This window comes from Paenibacillus nanchangensis (genome assembly GCF_046543445.1).
Lineage (GTDB): Bacteria > Bacillota > Bacilli > Paenibacillales > Paenibacillaceae > Paenibacillus_AQ > Paenibacillus_AQ nanchangensis.
The window spans coordinates 131,760-148,250 of the sequence record NZ_JBHOFD010000017.1; the positions used below are offsets into that span (position 1 = coordinate 131,760).

Consider the following 16,491-nt stretch of genomic DNA (forward strand, 5'->3'; position numbering starts at 1 on the left):
CATGAACGAACAACGTAAAAAAGGCATGTTCACCGGTCCGCTTGTCGCGCAAGCCTTAAAGGCGAGCATTTTCAAGCTGAATCCGGTGCTGATGATGAAAAATCCCGTCATGTTTGTAGTCGAAATCGGCACGGTGATCGTGCTTCTGATGACGGTGTTCCCCGGGTACTTTCATACTGGGGACCGGATTGGCTTCAACCTCGCAGTGTTTGTGATTCTGCTGTTCACCGTCCTGTTCGCCAACTTCGCCGAATCGCTTGCAGAGGGCAGGGGCAAAGCGCAGGCGGACACCTTAAAGCGGACGAAACAAGAAATTACAGCCAACAAAGTGGCCGGCAGCGAGATGAAGGTCATTCCGTCAACGGAACTGCGCAAGGGGGATGTCGTGATCGTTTCCCAAGGCGAAATGATTCCCGGCGACGGGGAGGTAATCGAAGGCCTTGCTTCGGTCGACGAGTCGGCGATTACAGGTGAATCCGCACCGGTAATCAAGGAAGCCGGCGGCGACTTCAATTCCGTGACCGGCGGAACCCGGGTGATCAGCGACCGGATCAAGGTCCGGATCACCAGCGATCCGGGGGAAACGTTTATCGACCGGATGATTGCGCTGGTGGAAGGAGCAAAACGGCAGAAAACACCCAATGAAATTGCGCTCAGTACGCTGCTTATCAGCTTAACCCTGATTTTTCTCATTGTAGTGGTCACCCTTGGACCGATCGCTGAGTATGTGGGAGTTAATCTAGAAGTCCCTGTTCTGATCGCTTTGCTGGTTTGTCTCATTCCGACCACCATCGGCGGCTTGCTGTCAGCGATCGGCATCGCCGGCATGGACCGGGTAACGCAATTTAACGTACTCGCCATGTCGGGAAAAGCCGTGGAGGCTGCCGGCGACATCAACACGATGATTTTGGACAAAACCGGGACAATTACGTACGGGAACCGGATGGCAAGCGACATTTTGTCCGTCAAAGGCGCGGGTGCGGACGAAGCCGCGGCTTGGGCGGCCATTTCCTCGATCCAGGATGAAACGCCGGAAGGCCGGTCGGTTCTGGAATGGATGAAGAAGAACGGGAGAGCGTATGATCCCTCGCTTGGCGAAGGCGGCAGCTTTGTTGAGTTTAAAGCCGAAACCCGCATGAGCGGCATCGATTTGAAAGACGGCCGTAAGGTCCGTAAAGGCGCGGTGGATTCGATCCGGAACTGGGTAGCGGCCCAAGGCGGTACCATTCCGGAGGACCTGGAGCAGCAGGCGGCCGCCATTGCTTCCAAAGGCGGAACTCCGCTGGCCGTGGCCGTGAACAATAAAATATACGGGGTTATTTATCTCAAGGACACCGTGAAACCCGGAATGCGCGAACGGTTTGATCAGCTGCGGGCAATGGGGATCAAGACGATCATGTGCACGGGGGATAACCCGCTTACAGCAGCAACGATAGCAGCGGAGGCGGGTGTCGACGGGTTTATTGCCGAAAGCAAGCCGGAGGATAAAATCGCCGTTATCCGCCGGGAGCAGGCCGAAGGCAAGCTGGTTGCGATGACCGGCGACGGCACCAACGATGCGCCGGCACTGGCTCAGGCGGATGTGGGACTTGCGATGAACAGCGGCACGGCCGCTGCCAAAGAAGCTGCAAATATGGTCGACCTTGATTCGGACCCGTCCAAAATCATTGAAGTGGTAGCGATCGGCAAGCAGCTGCTTATGACGCGCGGCGCTTTAACCACCTTCAGTATCGCCAACGACATTGCGAAATACTTCGCCATCATTCCGGCGATGTTTATGCTCGCCATTCCTGAGATGGAAGTGCTGAACGTCATGAAGCTTGGTTCGCCGCTGTCCGCGATTTTATCGGCTTTGATCTTTAACGCCATCATTATTCCGCTGCTCATTCCGCTCGCCATGAAAGGCGTGGCCTACCGGCCGATGAGCGCATCGCGGCTTTTAAGCCGCAACCTGCTGGTATACGGATTGGGCGGCGTGCTGGCCCCTTTTATCGGCATCAAACTGATTGATATGCTAGTCCATTTATGGATATAAGCCAAGATTATGCGGAAAGAAGGAATCTATAATGAGTTCAATCACCCAGCAAGGACAGGAGGAACAGGTAAAAGAGCCGGTATTCTGGCTGGCCCTTCGCTCCAGTCTGGTATTTATCGTGTTGTGCGGGATCATCTATCCGCTGGTTACTACAGGTCTGGCGCAGCTGTTTTTTCCATCCCAAGCCGGCGGCAGTCTGGTAAAAGGGCAAAATGGTCAAGTCGCAGGTTCGGAACTTATCGGCCAATCGTTTACCGATCCCGGCTTTTTCCAAGGGCGTGTCTCAAGCATTGATTACAAGGCGGAGGCTTCGGGCTCCAATAACTATGCGCCGTCGAATCCCGATCTGCTTGCACGCACTGAGGCCTCTATTCAACAGTGGAAGCAGGATAACCCTGACGTTCCGCTTGCCAAGCTGCCCCTCGCGCTCGTGACCAATTCCGGCTCCGGGCTGGACCCGCACATCACGCCGCAATCGGCGCTGGTGCAGGTGCCCCGCATCAGTAAGGCAACCGGGATTCCTGAGACGGAGTTAGAGTCACTGGTCCGGGAGCATACGGAAAAACGTGACTTAGGGGTGTTTGGCGAAGAACGGGTCAACGTATTAAAGCTAAATCTGGCGTTACAAGCAAAGGTAAACCAAAAGGGAAATCAATAGAATTACAATAGCCTTGTCCGCTGCATTCTCGGGACAGGGCAGCTGTATGTTGCCCGGGTGGTTAGCAGCATGTTGCACGAGAGATCAGCACGGAAACCAGGGCAGCAGCGCACTGTCTCAGGAGGAGGCCGCGTAATGAATGAATTTAGACGAAAAACCCCCGAGGAAATTCTGAAGTCGATCTCACAGCTCCGGAAAGGAAGGCTGAAAATCTTGATCGGCCCGGTTAGCGGGTCGGGTAAAACCTATCACATGCTGAATGAAGGCAACTTTCTGAAGCAGCAGGGCATCGACGTCGTGATGAGCGCAATTTCTACTATGCAGCGGTCCGAAACAGTGCAGCAGACGCTTGAACTGGAACGCGTGCCGAGCATTCATTGGCAGAAGGACGGGAAAGAATACAAGGATTTGCCGCTGGAAGCTATCGTGGCCCGAAATCCGGAGGTGCTGCTGGTAGACGGGCTTGCCCACCGGAACCGGAAGGAAGCACGGTTCAAGACCCGGCTGGAGGATATTTTATTTTTGATGGACCACGGCATCAGCATCATTACCACCATCAATGTGTATGAGCTGGACGGGGTGGATGATATCGTGCATAAGCTGACCGGCATCCGGGCTGCGGAAACCGTGCCTTCCAATACGCTGGAGCTGGCTGACGAGGTGCGGCTGATCGACGTGTCGCCGGAAACGATGCTCAAACGGATTGACGACGGAATATTGGGCGATCAGACCCATCCGGCGATGGCAAGGCGAGGAAATCTTGGCGTGCTGCGGGAAATTTCGCTGCGGCTTATGGCAGAAGGGGTCAATGATTCGCTGGAGAAACACCGGGAGGAACTGGGGCTGGTGGGTCCGTCAGGCGCCGCGGAGCGGATCCTGGTCTCCACGCAATATCATTGGAACGGTTCGCTGTATGTGCGTAGAGGCCAGCAAATCGCCAAAAGGCTGAACGGGGATTTGCTGATCGTTACCTTTATTTTGTCCAAACGGGAGCTGACGAAGGATCAGCAGGCATTCAAACGTTCCATCCTCAAACTGGCGGACAAGGTGGGGGCGAAATTCGTAGAAATTCCTCTGCTGAATATCCGGCAGCTTCCTTCCATGCTTGTCCGTTACGCCATTCAAAACAATGTTACACGCATCGTAATGGGACATTCCCAAAAAAGCCGCCGGCAGGAACGTTTACAAGGCTCCATCGCGGGCAGAGTGCTGCGGAAAATGCGGAATGTGGATGTCTTTCTGATGGCGGACCGCGCCAAACACGAGGGGGAACGAATTCTGCCGATCAAACCGCAGACCGCAGAAGAAAAAGAACCGTTCCGCAGGCTGAACTCCAAGGAACTTGCCCGCAAAATTGAAACCATCCGGCGCGGCACATTTAAAATCTATATCGGCGCGGCGCCTGGCGTGGGGAAAACCTACAAAATGCTGCAGGAAGGAAACCGGCTGCTCTGCAAAGGTATTGATGTGGTGATTGGCCTGCTGGAAACGCACGGCAGAAAAGACACCGCGGATCAGACCGGTAACCTGCCGTTTATTCCCCGCGCCCAAATTGTTTATCAATCGGCTAAGCTGGAGGAAATGGACACAGAAGCAATTATTACGCGCTGTCCTGAAGTAGTGCTGGTGGATGAGCTTGCCCATACCAACATGCCTGGCAGCCGGTTTAAAAAGCGGTATGAGGATGTGCTTTATCTGCTGGAGAACGGGATATCCGTAATCTCCACACTGAATGTGCAGCATCTGGAGAGTCTAAACGATGCGGTGGAGCAGCTGACAGGCGTCCGTGTCCGGGAGACGGTGCCGGATGCGATTCTTAAATTGGCGGACGAGGTGGAGCTGATTGACGTCACGCCGCAGATGCTGCAGCAGCGCATGCGCGAAGGAAAAATTTATGCATCAAGCAAAGTGAACCAGGCCTTGGATTCATTTTTCAAAATCGGCAATTTGATTGCACTGCGGGAACTAGCCTTGCGGGAGCTTGCCGACGATGTGGATGAGCGGTTGGAAGCCTGGGACCGGAACACTTCGCTCCGCGGGCCATGGCACCGGAAGGAAGTGATTTTTGTCTGCGTGGATACCAGTCCCCGGGCGGAACGGCTGATCCGGCGCGGGTTCCGTATCGCTCACCGGCTCCAAGCGGAATGGTACGTTCAGTATGTGCACAGCCGCAGCGCACTCTCCGGGGAAGAAAACAAGCGGCTGGAAACCCTGCGCCAGCTGTGCGAACGGCTTGGGGGGCATATGGAAATTTCCGTGCAGGATCAATCCAAGCATACCGGGGAAACCCTGCTCGAAAAAATGACTGAAGTCCACGCCACCCAGCTGATCATCGGCCAGTCTCACCGGCCATTATGGTATTCCCTCATGCGGGAAACGGTCGTGCATTTCATGCTGCGGCGCGCCCGCTGGGTCGATATGCTGATCGTCGCCGATTACGATCCTTCCGTCACGGAAGAAGGGCTGCAGTCCATCTAATTCGTCAGGTTGCCGCAACATTCGTCTATCTTCATCTACACATTTGTACATTAGAGAAAATATATTCCTGATGTAAAGAGCCATTAACCATCTTCTGGGCCAAACCTGAAGCCGGACTGTATCAAACGGTAATGTCGCCTGGTCATACCACGTCCACTATGCTGCTGGCGGGCAACTTTGGCAATGTGCTGTTTGAGAATTACGAGACCGTTTATTTTTTGGAGAAAGGGACGAACTGGACCAGCACGATCTGCAAAATCGATTTGCCCTCCAAAAAATTGACGCGAATAGCTAACCTGGAAGGTGCCGATTATTTCTTCATCCGAAATGGCAGCTTTTATTACACTGCAGGCAGCATGAGACCGAACCCAGTGTATATCGACTGTCGCTGGACGGAAAAACAAAACAGCAGGTCAGTCCAACGGTGCTGGATACTCAGGATCAGCGTTACCGGTATTATATCGGCCATGCAACGGCGCCCCAATTTGGACTCTATTTCCCGCTGATGCGCCAGCCTCTACCTCTGACAGTTGAAACCTATATTGAAGACCAGATGGATACCCTGGATTATGACATGGAACACGGCGTGAACCGCGGGGAACAGCTGTCCACGCTGGAATTCGATATGACGGTTTACATTGGCGACCCCGATTCGGATGAGGGTGCCATCTTCGCCGTTCGTCCGGACGGTTCCGGTTTGCGCCAAATCGGCAATGTGATCAGAGAACCCGCTGCGGCAGGTCAATGATTGAATTATTAATATTTTCGAGTTAAGTATTTGGTATGTAAACTAACCTATTTGGTCACAATTGAATGATCCGGAAAGGGTATTATTGTCACACTAGATCTCGCTGTCCGCTATTGTCTCCCTAAAATCCCTGTGTTATTTTAAATATCTGGAACATTCCCGGAGAAGGTGGTCAGACAGCCGATGATTATCCGCCAAATTTTTAATAACAACGTGATCCGCGCCGAAGATCAGGTCGGCCACGAGTATGTGGTGATCGGCAATGGGCTCGGCTTCAAAAAGAAGATGGGGCAGCGGGTGGACGAGGACAAAATTGAGAAGACATTTGTGCTGAAGCCCGACAAGGTCCCGCAAAAGCTGATTGATCTGATTGGCGAGACCTCCGCCGATTATTTTTTATTGGCCGACGACATAGTGAAACACGCCAAGGCTGAAATGGGCAATATTTTCAACGACAATATTTACATCACGTTAATTGACCATATTCAGTTTGCAATTTCCCGCTATCAGCAGTCGCTTAATTTGAAAAATGCGCTGTTTTGGCAGATCAAAAAGTTTTACCCCAAAGAATTTGCTATTGGACTGGAGGCGCTTCTGCTGATCCATAAGCACTTTGGCGTGCAGATGGACCAGGATGAAGCAAGCTTTATCGCCATGCATTTTGTAAATGCCAGACAGGACAAGCAGGGAATGCAGCGGACGATTGAAGTCACCAAGGCAATGGGCGACATCGTCGATCTGGTCACCAGTCAATTCGGGATTCAGCTTGATGAGGGTTCGTTTAATTACGCGCGGTTTATCACGCATCTCCAGTATTTTCTGCAGCGGATGCTTAGCGGGGAACAAGCGCAAAATGCGGCGGGGGACAACTTTTTGTATGAACATGTCAAGACCAAGTTCCCGGAGGCTTTTGCCTGCATGAACCGGATTAACCGCTACCTGGAAGAACAATACGAAAGTGCGATGTCCATAGACGAAAAGGTGTACCTGACCATCCATATTCAGCGGGTGACCTCAAGAGATCATCTGAACGCCGATTAAAAAAAGGACTTGAAAGCGGTTGAAATGTCTTGTATAGTGAACGTACAACTTAAACACAAGGATTGTTACTGGTAAAGCAGGCGATACCTAGGCTATGGTGCAGGATCACGAATGTGATCATACTGCCCTAAGTCTAGGTATTTTTTGTTGCCATCCTAACGATCAGAAAAGGGGAATGGTCCATGGACAACAAGCAAATGGCCGCAGACGTTGTACGTCTGGTCGGCGGAGAAGACAACATCAGCGACCTCGTTCACTGCGCCACCCGGCTCCGGTTCAGCTTGAAAGACAACAAAAAAGCGGAACGGGAACAGCTGGAAAAACACGAAGGTGTCATTACGGTTGTGGAAAGCGGCGGCCAATTTCAGGTGGTGGTCGGAAGCCACGTCGCGTCAGTTTATACGGAGATCATGAAACAGATCAAAATTACGGCCAAGGACACAGACGACAAAGGAACGTCAAATACCTCGGCGGTGTCCAAAGTATTCGAAATTATATCCGGGAGTTTTTCGCCGCTGATTCCGGTCATGGCTGGCTCGGGTATGATCAAAGCCCTGCTCACCGTCCTTACGATGGCGGGATGGTTATCGGATACCAGTGATACGTACCTGATTTTGTCCGCGGCGGGCAATGCCGTATTCTACTTTCTGCCGATTTTTCTGGGCATTACCCTGGGGCTTAAACTCAAAGCCAACCCTTACGTTGCAGGGGCGATCGGGGCTGCGCTGATGGAGCCGAACTTTACAGGTCTCCTGGAGAAGGGACCAAAAGCTTCTTTCCTGGACGTCCCCGTCGTGCTTGTGAATTACGCGTCCAGCGTGTTCCCGATTTTTATTGCGGTAAGCATCTACGCCTTGCTGGACAAGCTGCTTAAGAAAATCATTTTGAAGGATCTGCAGGTATTTATGGTTCCGATGCTGGCCCTCATGATTATGGTACCGCTGTCAGCCATGGCGTTTGGACCGTTCGGAACAAGCGTCGGCAACTGGATTGCCTCGGGAGTGACCTGGCTGATCGGCGTCAGCGGTATCCTTTCCGGCATTGTGCTTGGCGGAGGGATGACGTTTATGGTGGTGCTTGGCCTTCATTGGGGGTTCACCCCGATCACGCTGCAAAATATCAATAACGGCGGTGACCCGATCGAAGCCATGGCTGCCGCGGCAGTATTCGCTCAAATCGGCGTGGCCATCGGTATTTTCCTGAAAGCGAAGAAAGACCGCAATCTGCGGACGATCGCTGGTTCGGCTGGGGTCACCGGCCTGCTCGCTGGCGTAACCGAACCGATTGTTTACGGGTTGATCCTCCGTTACAAGCGGGTGATCCCGATCGTGCTGATCGCCGGCGCCGCCGGCGGTGCCATTAACGGCCACTTTGGCGTGAAGTACACCGCCTATGTATTCCATAACATTTTTTCCATTCCGGTAGAAAAACCAACCGCCGTTTTCGTTGTGGCAGCTTCCATTTCCCTGATTCTCGGTCTTGTGCTGACGCTGATCTTCGGCTATGAAAGCAAAAGCAAAACGGCGGCGGTAGAGCCGGCCGCTGTACCTGATAGTGAAGCCGTATCGGCCGTCATGGAGGAACCCGCCCCGGCAAGACCCGTGCTGGAGCTGAAAAAAGAGCAAATTTACAGCCCGCTGGCTGGCCGGGTGCTGCCGCTCAGCCAAGTTCCGGATGAAGCTTTTTCTTCAGAAGCGATGGGCAAAGGACTGGCCATTGAGCCTTCCACCGGCGAGGTAGTCGCCCCAATGGACGGTGTGGTCACTTCACTGTTCCCGACCGGCCATGCCATCGGCATTACGTCTGATGCGGGCACCGATGTGCTGATTCATATCGGCATCAATACCGTTGGACTCAAAGGCAAACATTTTACCCCGGTGGTCAAAGAAGGGGATCTTGTGAAGCAAGGCGATCTGCTTATCCGGTTTGATCTAGATCAGATTCAAGCCGCTGGCTACCAGACCATTACTCCTGTCATCGTGACGTTGACGCAAACGGAAGTTGAGATTTTTGAAACGGACAGCGAAACGGTGCAGCAGAACGAGGTTTTGCTCACTTTGGTCAATTGATTTTGGCCAGTTAATTTTGCGTCACTAATTCATCGTATAGGAGGAGTTCATCATGCTGCACAAACAGTTAAAAGGATTTCCGGAAGGATTTTTGTGGGGGGCATCCACATCGGCGTACCAGTTTGAAGGGGCTTGGAATGAAGACGGCAAAGGCCCGTCAGTGATCGATTTCGCCAACCATGTGGAGGGCGTCGCGGATTTCAAAATCGCCAGCGATCACTACCATATGTACAAGGAAGACGTTGCGCTGATGGCGAAAATGGGGCTGAAAGCTTACCGGTTCTCCATCGCGTGGTCGCGCATCTACCCCCAAGGCTCGGGTGAAGTTAATCCCAAAGGTCTTGCTTTTTACGACAATTTGATTGATGAACTGATCAAGTACGGCATCGAGCCTATTGTCACCATGTATCATTTTGACTTGCCGCATGCTTTGGAGCAACAAGGGGGCTGGTCACGGCGGGAGACCATCGACGCCTTCGAACAATACGCAAAAACGCTGTTTGAGCACTATGGGGACCGGGTCAAGATGTGGCTGACGATCAATGAGCAGAATATGCTGATCCTTCACCCGGGTTCGATCGGCACCTTAAATGACAATCTTCAAGATCCGCAAAAAGAGCTTTACCAGCAAAATCATCACATGCTGGTGGCTCAGGCTAAAGCGATGGGGTTATGCCATCAGATGCTGCCTGAGGCGAAAATCGGACCGGCGCCGAACATCGGCGTCATTTACCCGGCGAGCTCCAGTCCGGAAGACGTGCTGGCGGCGGACAATTATGCGGCGATCCGCAACTGGCTGTATCTTGATATGGCGGTATTTGGCCAATACAATCACATTGCCTGGAGTTATCTGCTCGAAAAAGGGTATACGCCGGTAATCGAGGAAGGGGACATGGACGTTCTGGCACAGGGACGTCCCGATTTCATCGCCTTCAATTACTATACTTCCCAAACGGTAGGGGAAAGCAAAAACGATGGTAACGATTTTTCCCATACAGGAGACCAGCATGAAATCGTTGGCGAACCTGGCGTTTATCGCGGATCGGTCAATCCGAACCTGCAAAAAACCGAATTCGGCTGGGAAATCGACCCGGTTGGCTTCCGTACAACACTTCGGCAAATTTACTCCCGATACCGTCTGCCGCTGATCGTGACCGAAAACGGTTTGGGGGCGTTCGACAAGCTGGACGACAACGGTGAAGTAGACGACTCGTACCGGATTGAATTCTACAACAAGCATATCGATCAAATTCAGCTTGCGCTTACCGATGGCGTAGATGTCTTCGGATTCTGCCCGTGGTCGGCGATTGACCTGGTCAGCACACACCAGGGCTCAAGTAAACGTTACGGCTTCATCTATGTGGAGCGCGAAGAATTCGATGTAAAGGAGCTGCGCCGGATTCCGAAAAAGAGCTTTTATTGGTACCAGCAGCTCATTAAGACTAATGGGGGAGTGCGGTAACAAAACAGATGGCACGATAGGACACAGAAAAGGGGCTGTCCCAAACGTCGCAGTGTGACGGGGGACAGCTCTTGTTTCGTAATACACTTGGCTCATTTCATGGGGTGTCTACGCTTACGTATCTAACCAGGCGTATGTGTGATCAGACCTCCCTAGTGTGAAACAATTGTCACTGTGGGTCAGCAGCGGTCTAACGGGAGAGCTCGATCGCGGGGATTTTGTACGATTTTCGTACAAACCAGCCTCATGATGCGGCGATCGCGGGGATTGTCTTCTATGCGCTTGAGTCCGTTCTGCTGATCATCACCCTTTGAATGTTACAATACAATGGTTCCGCCAAAAAAAAATAGCCGGACCGTACGAGGACCCCTCCCGATTTACGGTGCGGCTTTCTTTATTAGCAATTCGTGTAACTTGGAAGCTTTCTTTCTTACGTAAATCACTTCTGGGATAGCCTCTTTTATCAGATACTTTCTGAATCAATATTTGTTATCAACCAAATCAACACCGTGGTTCTATATTTCCGTATACTCCATTCATAACCCACTCAGCCATCGTTATTCCATCCAAATCATTTATATAAAACATGCTTTTTACAAACAAAGCACCCGCAACCGTAATAGGCGGAACAAAATAATGATACCAGCATAATCCCGTCCTAATCAGGCGATAAGCTACCATATGACAGTAATAAAGCGTCATGGTGACATAATAGCATCTTGGCAGTATGACAACTACCTTGCAATACTCGGGGAGACAAATCGCTTCACAGCGAATGTCAAACAATAACCCTGGGGAGGAAAAAATGAACAAGAAATTATTAGCGAGGCTGGCACTTACTACAATATGTAGTATAAGTTTGGCCGGTTGTTCAGCAGAAGAAATCCCATCAACACCATCCAGTTCGGGCAATACGCCTGCATCTAAACTTGAGACTGCCAGGAAGGACGACCAGACTCCATTACAGTGGCTGGAGAAGAATGCAAGCAAATTAACAACAACAGAGCCTCGTGCTTCATTGGAAGAGTTACAACCACTTAAAGAGATGATAGGACCTGCTCCTATTGTTGGTTTAGGCGAAGCTTCTCATGGCATGCATGAAGTATTCGAGATGAAACACCGTATCGTACAGTATATGGTTACGGAACTGGGGTTTACAAACCTCGTCTTAGAGGAGGACTGGGGGAAAGGATTGATGCTTGATCAATATGTTCTTACAGGTAAAGGACATCCAGACAAAATTTTTAGCCCCGTGTTTAACAATAAAGAAATGGCGCAAATGCTGGAATGGATTCGTGACTACAATGCCAATCCCAAACACCCCAACAAAATACGTGTAATCGGAATGGATCAAAAAAAATTAGATGAACCTGTGTTCAACAAAATTTCGGACTATATCCAACAATATCATCCGGAGTTGATTTCTCAATTAAATGACAAAATGAAAGGGCTTATTTCCGCAGCAAAAGATGAAGAAAGTTTTGAGAAACTGCCGAAAGATGAGAAAGAACAGCATCTTTCCAATGCCCGTTCTATTATTGAGCTGCTAGAAAAAAATAAAGCTAATGCCGGCAAGCAAAAAGAAGCTTACGCATGGGCATTGCATAGCGCCCGTATTATCGAGCAATTTATTCATATGCTTTCAGCTGAACAACAGCCGGAGTTCTTCTTAAGACATGATATTGCAATGTATGAAAATGCGAAGTGGACACAAGAACAATGGGGGAAAACCATTGTATGGGGTCATAACGGACATATATCCAAAACCAATACTCTTCCTTTCGTATATCCGGAGATGTCAGGTCAACATTTGGCTAAACATTACGGCGACAAATACGTATCCATCGGGACTTCAATCCATTCAGGTTCGTATAACGTTGTTAATGAAAGCGGCAAATTCGGTCCTTACGGAACGGTTAGAATCGATGACCCGAATAGCATTAACTATACCGTCGGACAAGTCAAACATGATCAATTTTTTGTAGACTTGCGCAAAGCTAGCGGTTCAGTGAAAACTTGGTTAGATGCAACCCGTCCTACATTTGCCGGAATAACAAAATTAGGGCCTGAAGTACCTTTGTTTGTAGACGCTGCATTCGGCAAGACATTTGACATCCTTTTTTATATCAAAAAGGTCACTCCATCACAAATGAATGAATAATACGATTCCTTAATCTAAAGGAGAAACGAAATGAACAAAATTTCTATGCTCACTGTATCGGCAATGATTACCGCGGCTCTATTACTGCCATTGCAAGGAACTGGTTTTGCAAAGCAGGCGGCTCCCCTCGTTACTACTTACAGTCAAGATTCGCAGACCAAAGCCAAGCAACTTATCGATGAAGCCGCTAACCATCAAAATATACCGGGCATAATTGTAGCTTCCTCAAACAAAGGATCAAAATGGGCATATGCTTCCGGTGAAGCAAGCATTTATGGTACTGACCCGGTTAAGACGAACTTTACTTTCCGGATCGGTAGTCTAACCAAGACGTTTACTGCAATGGTTGTTCTTCAGCTTGTTGATGAACAAAAACTGAGCCTGGATGACACAATAGAAAAGTGGCTGCCTGATGTTGTTAAGGGTACAGAATATGAAGGGGAACATATCACAATTCGGCAACTTTTAAACCAAACAAGCGGTATTCCTGACTATTCAGAACACAAAGATATTCTCGATAAATTACTCCCAAACCCGTTACATTCCTTTACTGCAGACGAATTAGTTCGTACCGGACTGAGCATGAAGGCAAACGCTAAGCCTGGAGAGAAATGGGTTTATTCCAATACGAATACGGTACTGGCAGGGATGATTATTAAGAAGGCTACTGGAGAAACATACGGGGAACATATTAGGAAACGTTTCATAGCTCGCCTTAATCTGACGAACACTTATGTACCCGACGACTACTCGTTTATTCCAGGTGAACATGCACGAGGATACTTCGTACTCGACGGTCAATTCATAGACAGAACTGAAATGAATCCCTCTTGGGCAGATGCTGCGGGATCTATGATCTCCACAGCGGATGATATGAATACATTCTTCAAAGCTATACTTAGTGGCAAGCTGTTAAAACCAGCTACTTTAGATCAGATGTTAACTGGGGTTGAAACTCCAGCAGGTGAATACGGCTTGGGGATCATGGGAACAAAGCTGGCGAATGGTATTACGATTTGGGGACATGGCGGCAACTTTCCAGGATTCGCTACGTACGCAGGTGGAACTCGCGGCGGGGATTATGTACAAACCCTTAATATCAATGCGATGCCTTCTGAAATTAATACGTTGCCTCTTTCCAAAAGCATTGCCGAGCAGTTCATCGGCTCTTCATCACATTAAGAACACCAGCAAGCTGGCGCCGGATATTTCCTGTTCCGGTGCCAGCTTGCTGCCATCTCGGCCCCGACCGTTTCCCCTGCCCGCGACGGAATGTCCGAGATAAACAGTCTCAAACTATCTTATAAACAGTCTCAATTTATGTTATAACTCCCACACCTGCGCGAACGCACGGGACGTTTTCCTGATCGGATTGCCAATAGATACGGGTGCAATGGGGAAGTGCGGTAACCTTCCCTACAAAAAAGACCAATCCGTTTAATGGATTGGTCTTTCTGTTATTAGGACAAAGGCTGCAGGCGGTCCGCAGACTCGCGGTGATTCAGCACATTATCTTCAAGCACGGCGAATTTATCGCCGTATTCGTTTACGATATGCTGCTCTCCCCAGGCGCACAGCATGTCTAGAATCGGCTTCAGGCTCCAGCCGTATTCGCTAAGCTCGTATTCTACTTTGGGCGGGACTTGATTGTAAATGATGCGTTTCACAATCCCGTCGTCTTCCAGCTCACGGAGCTGCTGCGTCAGCATCTTTTGCGTGATAGTAGGCATGAGCCGCTTCAAGTCGCTGGTCCGCTTCTTGCCGTGGGTCAAATGACATAAGATCACGCATTTCCATTTGCCCCCGATAATTTCCAATGTTGCTTCTACGGGAATGTTATATTTTTTCTCAGCCATGTTGGCATACCTCCATATATGAAATATTGATGGGTCAAGTTGATGGTGCATTTTTATAGGTACTTTTTAGTGCCTACGGTACTAAAAAGTACGTACTGGTCATGATATCTTGTTGCGTTCATAATAACACATACCGGCCGGAACATACCAGAACAACAGGAGGGAATCACAATGAACGCAGCCGCAAACCGCAGCCGGCTGGCACTACTGGCGCTGGCGATCAGTGCTTTTGCCATCGGCACAACTGAGTTTATCAGCGTAGGGCTGCTGCCCTTGATTGCTGAAGATTTTAATATTTCCATTACTTTGACCGGGTTGACCGTCACGCTGTATGCACTTGGCGTTACCTTTGGCGCTCCGGTGCTGACTTCCCTGACTTCGGGAATACCACGGAGGGCACTGCTGATCCTCATAATGATCGTGTTTATTGCAGGGAACTCCATTGCCGCACTTTCAGGGGGCATCGGCGTATTATTATTTGCGAGAGTGCTGTCCGCGCTTTCTCACGGCGTCTTTATGTCGATTGGTTCCACCATCGCCGCCGATTTGGTGCCGGAAGACCGCAGGGCGAGCGCCATAGCAATCATGTTCTCAGGATTGACCGTGGCGACGGTAACCGGGGTACCGCTGGGGACGTTCATCGGGCAGCATCTCGGATGGCGCGCCGCATTTGCCGCAATCGTCGGAATCGGCATCCTGGCCTTGATTGCCAACATCATTTTGGTGCCCGCCCGGCTGCGAGGAGGGACTAAAACCCCGCTGCGCGACCAGGTGAAGCTGGTGACAAACAGCCGGCTTTTACTTGCTTTTCTAATTACCGCACTCGGCTATGGCGGGACCTTCGTTGTCTTTACGTATTTGTCACCGCTGTTGAATGAAGTTACCGGATTCAGCGCTTCGGCCGTCGCGTTGATCTTGCTTCTGTATGGGGTAGCGATTGCCGTCGGCAACGTAATCGGCGGACGTGTCGCCAACAAAAATCCGCTTGGCGCGCTGTTACGCATGTTTGTACTGCAAGCGGTGATCCTGCTTATTTTAACCTTTACGGCGCCGTTCAAAATTCCGGCATTAATCACCATCTTCGGAATGGGACTGCTGGCCTTTATGAATGTGCCGGGTCTGCAAATCCATGTCGTTACACTGGCTGAACGATACGCTCCCAAGGCGGTGGATGTGGCGTCTGCCGTCAATATTGCGGCTTTTAATGCGGGGATTGCGTTAGGCGCTTATCTTGGCGGTGAGGTAGCCGAGTCGCTCGGACTGATTCATACGGCATGGATTGGAGCTTTAATGGTGGCGGGTGCGGTACTGCTGACGTTCCTGGGGCTTGGACTTGAGAAAAAGGACAGCGCAGCGGGCCAGACAGTATCCAATCTCCAAAAAACCAAACCAATCACTGCCGATACGAGCACATCTTAAGATATTGGCTGAACTATGGAATCAAGGAAAGCAGAGATGGCTGGAGGCAATTGGAGCTGCGGAGCGGCAGCGTAAGCCTTAATTTCGGAGTTCTTCGCTCTATACAGACTGAACAGTTAATGTACAGGATGGCGGGGATGGCACGGAGGGAATTTGGAGCTGCGGAGCGGCAGCGTAAGCCTTATTTTCGGAGCTCTTCGCTCTATACAGACTGAACAGTTGATATACAGGATAGCGGGGATGGCACGGAGGCAATTTGGAGCTGCGGAGCGGCAGCGTAAGCCTTATTTTCGGAGTTCGACGCTCTATACAGACTGAACAGTTGATATACAGGATGGCGGGGATGGCACGGAGGGAATTTGGAGCTGCGGAGCGGCAGCGTAAGCCTTATTTTCGGAGTTCGACGCTCTATACAGACTGAACAGTTAATATACAGGATGGCGGGGATGGCACGGAGGGAATTTGGAGATGGAGGAGCGAACGCGATTGCCTTTATTTTCGGAGTTCTCCCACTAACTTAAATACCAATTAAGAACTCCGAAAATAACAGCAACCGGAAGTCCC

At 50.5% G+C, this 16,491-nt stretch carries 11 protein-coding genes; 10 read left to right on the forward strand and 1 reads right to left on the reverse strand.

Annotated elements, in window-relative coordinates; translation table 11 throughout:
* The first annotated feature begins 1 nt into the window (after position 1).
* The 9 genes from kdpB to ACE6ED_RS15500 all read left to right on the forward strand — a co-directional run bounded on the left by kdpB (position 2) and on the right by ACE6ED_RS15500 (position 13,834).
* Positions 2–2,035, forward strand: a complete 2,034-nt coding sequence (gene kdpB / locus ACE6ED_RS15460; RefSeq protein ID WP_410828085.1) for a potassium-transporting ATPase subunit KdpB — start codon at positions 2–4, stop codon at positions 2,033–2,035.
* Positions 2,036–2,066: 31 nt separating this feature from the next.
* A complete protein-coding gene (gene kdpC, locus ACE6ED_RS15465; protein ID WP_410828086.1) occupies positions 2,067–2,693 on the forward strand; it encodes a potassium-transporting ATPase subunit KdpC in 627 nt (208 codons plus the stop codon).
* A gap of 135 nt (positions 2,694–2,828) precedes the next feature.
* On the forward strand, positions 2,829–5,171 hold the full coding sequence (locus ACE6ED_RS15470) for a histidine kinase (RefSeq protein WP_410828087.1): 2,343 nt from the start codon (positions 2,829–2,831) through the stop codon (positions 5,169–5,171).
* Between the two features lie 424 nt (positions 5,172–5,595).
* Positions 5,596–5,919, forward strand: coding sequence for a hypothetical protein (locus ACE6ED_RS15475; protein ID WP_410828088.1), 324 nt, complete (start codon positions 5,596–5,598; stop codon positions 5,917–5,919).
* 183 nt (positions 5,920–6,102) lie between these two features.
* On the forward strand, positions 6,103–6,960 hold the full coding sequence (licT, locus tag ACE6ED_RS15480; RefSeq protein WP_410828089.1) for a BglG family transcription antiterminator LicT: 858 nt from the start codon (positions 6,103–6,105) through the stop codon (positions 6,958–6,960).
* 182 nt (positions 6,961–7,142) lie between these two features.
* A complete protein-coding gene (locus ACE6ED_RS15485) occupies positions 7,143–9,029 on the forward strand; it encodes a beta-glucoside-specific PTS transporter subunit IIABC (RefSeq protein ID WP_410828091.1) in 1,887 nt (628 codons plus the stop codon).
* 52 nt (positions 9,030–9,081) lie between these two features.
* Positions 9,082–10,491: a glycoside hydrolase family 1 protein gene (locus ACE6ED_RS15490; protein WP_410828092.1), complete on the forward strand. Its 1,410-nt coding sequence runs from the start codon at positions 9,082–9,084 to the stop codon at positions 10,489–10,491.
* A gap of 805 nt (positions 10,492–11,296) precedes the next feature.
* Positions 11,297–12,652 (forward strand): erythromycin esterase family protein, encoded by a 1,356-nt coding sequence (locus tag ACE6ED_RS15495; protein WP_410828093.1) that lies wholly within the window; start codon positions 11,297–11,299, stop codon positions 12,650–12,652.
* Positions 12,653–12,682: 30 nt separating this feature from the next.
* A complete protein-coding gene (locus tag ACE6ED_RS15500) occupies positions 12,683–13,834 on the forward strand; it encodes a serine hydrolase domain-containing protein (RefSeq protein ID WP_410828094.1) in 1,152 nt (383 codons plus the stop codon).
* A 278-nt stretch (positions 13,835–14,112) separates the two neighbouring features.
* Here the strand turns inward: ACE6ED_RS15500 and ACE6ED_RS15505 are convergent, their stop codons facing one another.
* Positions 14,113–14,508 carry a winged helix-turn-helix transcriptional regulator gene (locus ACE6ED_RS15505; RefSeq protein ID WP_410828095.1) on the reverse strand — a complete coding sequence of 132 codons (396 nt, stop codon included), beginning with the start codon at positions 14,506–14,508 and terminating at the stop codon, positions 14,113–14,115.
* A gap of 171 nt (positions 14,509–14,679) precedes the next feature.
* Here ACE6ED_RS15505 and ACE6ED_RS15510 point away from each other — a divergent pair, with 171 nt between their 5' ends.
* Positions 14,680–15,927 (forward strand): MFS transporter, encoded by a 1,248-nt coding sequence (locus tag ACE6ED_RS15510; protein WP_410828096.1) that lies wholly within the window; start codon positions 14,680–14,682, stop codon positions 15,925–15,927.
* Positions 15,928–16,491: the final 564 nt, after the last annotated feature.

Excerpts from the sequence above, each read along its gene's own strand:
- ACE6ED_RS15500 (WP_410828094.1), top strand. The coding sequence starts at position 12,683 with ATGAACAAAATTTCTATGCTCACTGTATCGGCAATGATTACCGCGGCT.
- kdpC (WP_410828086.1), top strand. The coding sequence starts at position 2,067 with ATGAGTTCAATCACCCAGCAAGGACAGGAGGAACAGGTAAAAGAGCCG.
- ACE6ED_RS15485 (WP_410828091.1), top strand. The coding sequence starts at position 7,143 with ATGGACAACAAGCAAATGGCCGCAGACGTTGTACGTCTGGTCGGCGGA.
- ACE6ED_RS15495 (WP_410828093.1), top strand. The coding sequence starts at position 11,297 with ATGAACAAGAAATTATTAGCGAGGCTGGCACTTACTACAATATGTAGT.
- ACE6ED_RS15470 (WP_410828087.1), top strand. The coding sequence starts at position 2,829 with ATGAATGAATTTAGACGAAAAACCCCCGAGGAAATTCTGAAGTCGATC.
- licT (WP_410828089.1), top strand. The coding sequence starts at position 6,103 with ATGATTATCCGCCAAATTTTTAATAACAACGTGATCCGCGCCGAAGAT.
- ACE6ED_RS15510 (WP_410828096.1), top strand. The coding sequence starts at position 14,680 with ATGAACGCAGCCGCAAACCGCAGCCGGCTGGCACTACTGGCGCTGGCG.
- ACE6ED_RS15505 (WP_410828095.1), bottom strand. The coding sequence starts at position 14,508 with ATGGCTGAGAAAAAATATAACATTCCCGTAGAAGCAACATTGGAAATT.
- kdpB (WP_410828085.1), top strand. The coding sequence starts at position 2 with ATGAACGAACAACGTAAAAAAGGCATGTTCACCGGTCCGCTTGTCGCG.
- ACE6ED_RS15490 (WP_410828092.1), top strand. The coding sequence starts at position 9,082 with ATGCTGCACAAACAGTTAAAAGGATTTCCGGAAGGATTTTTGTGGGGG.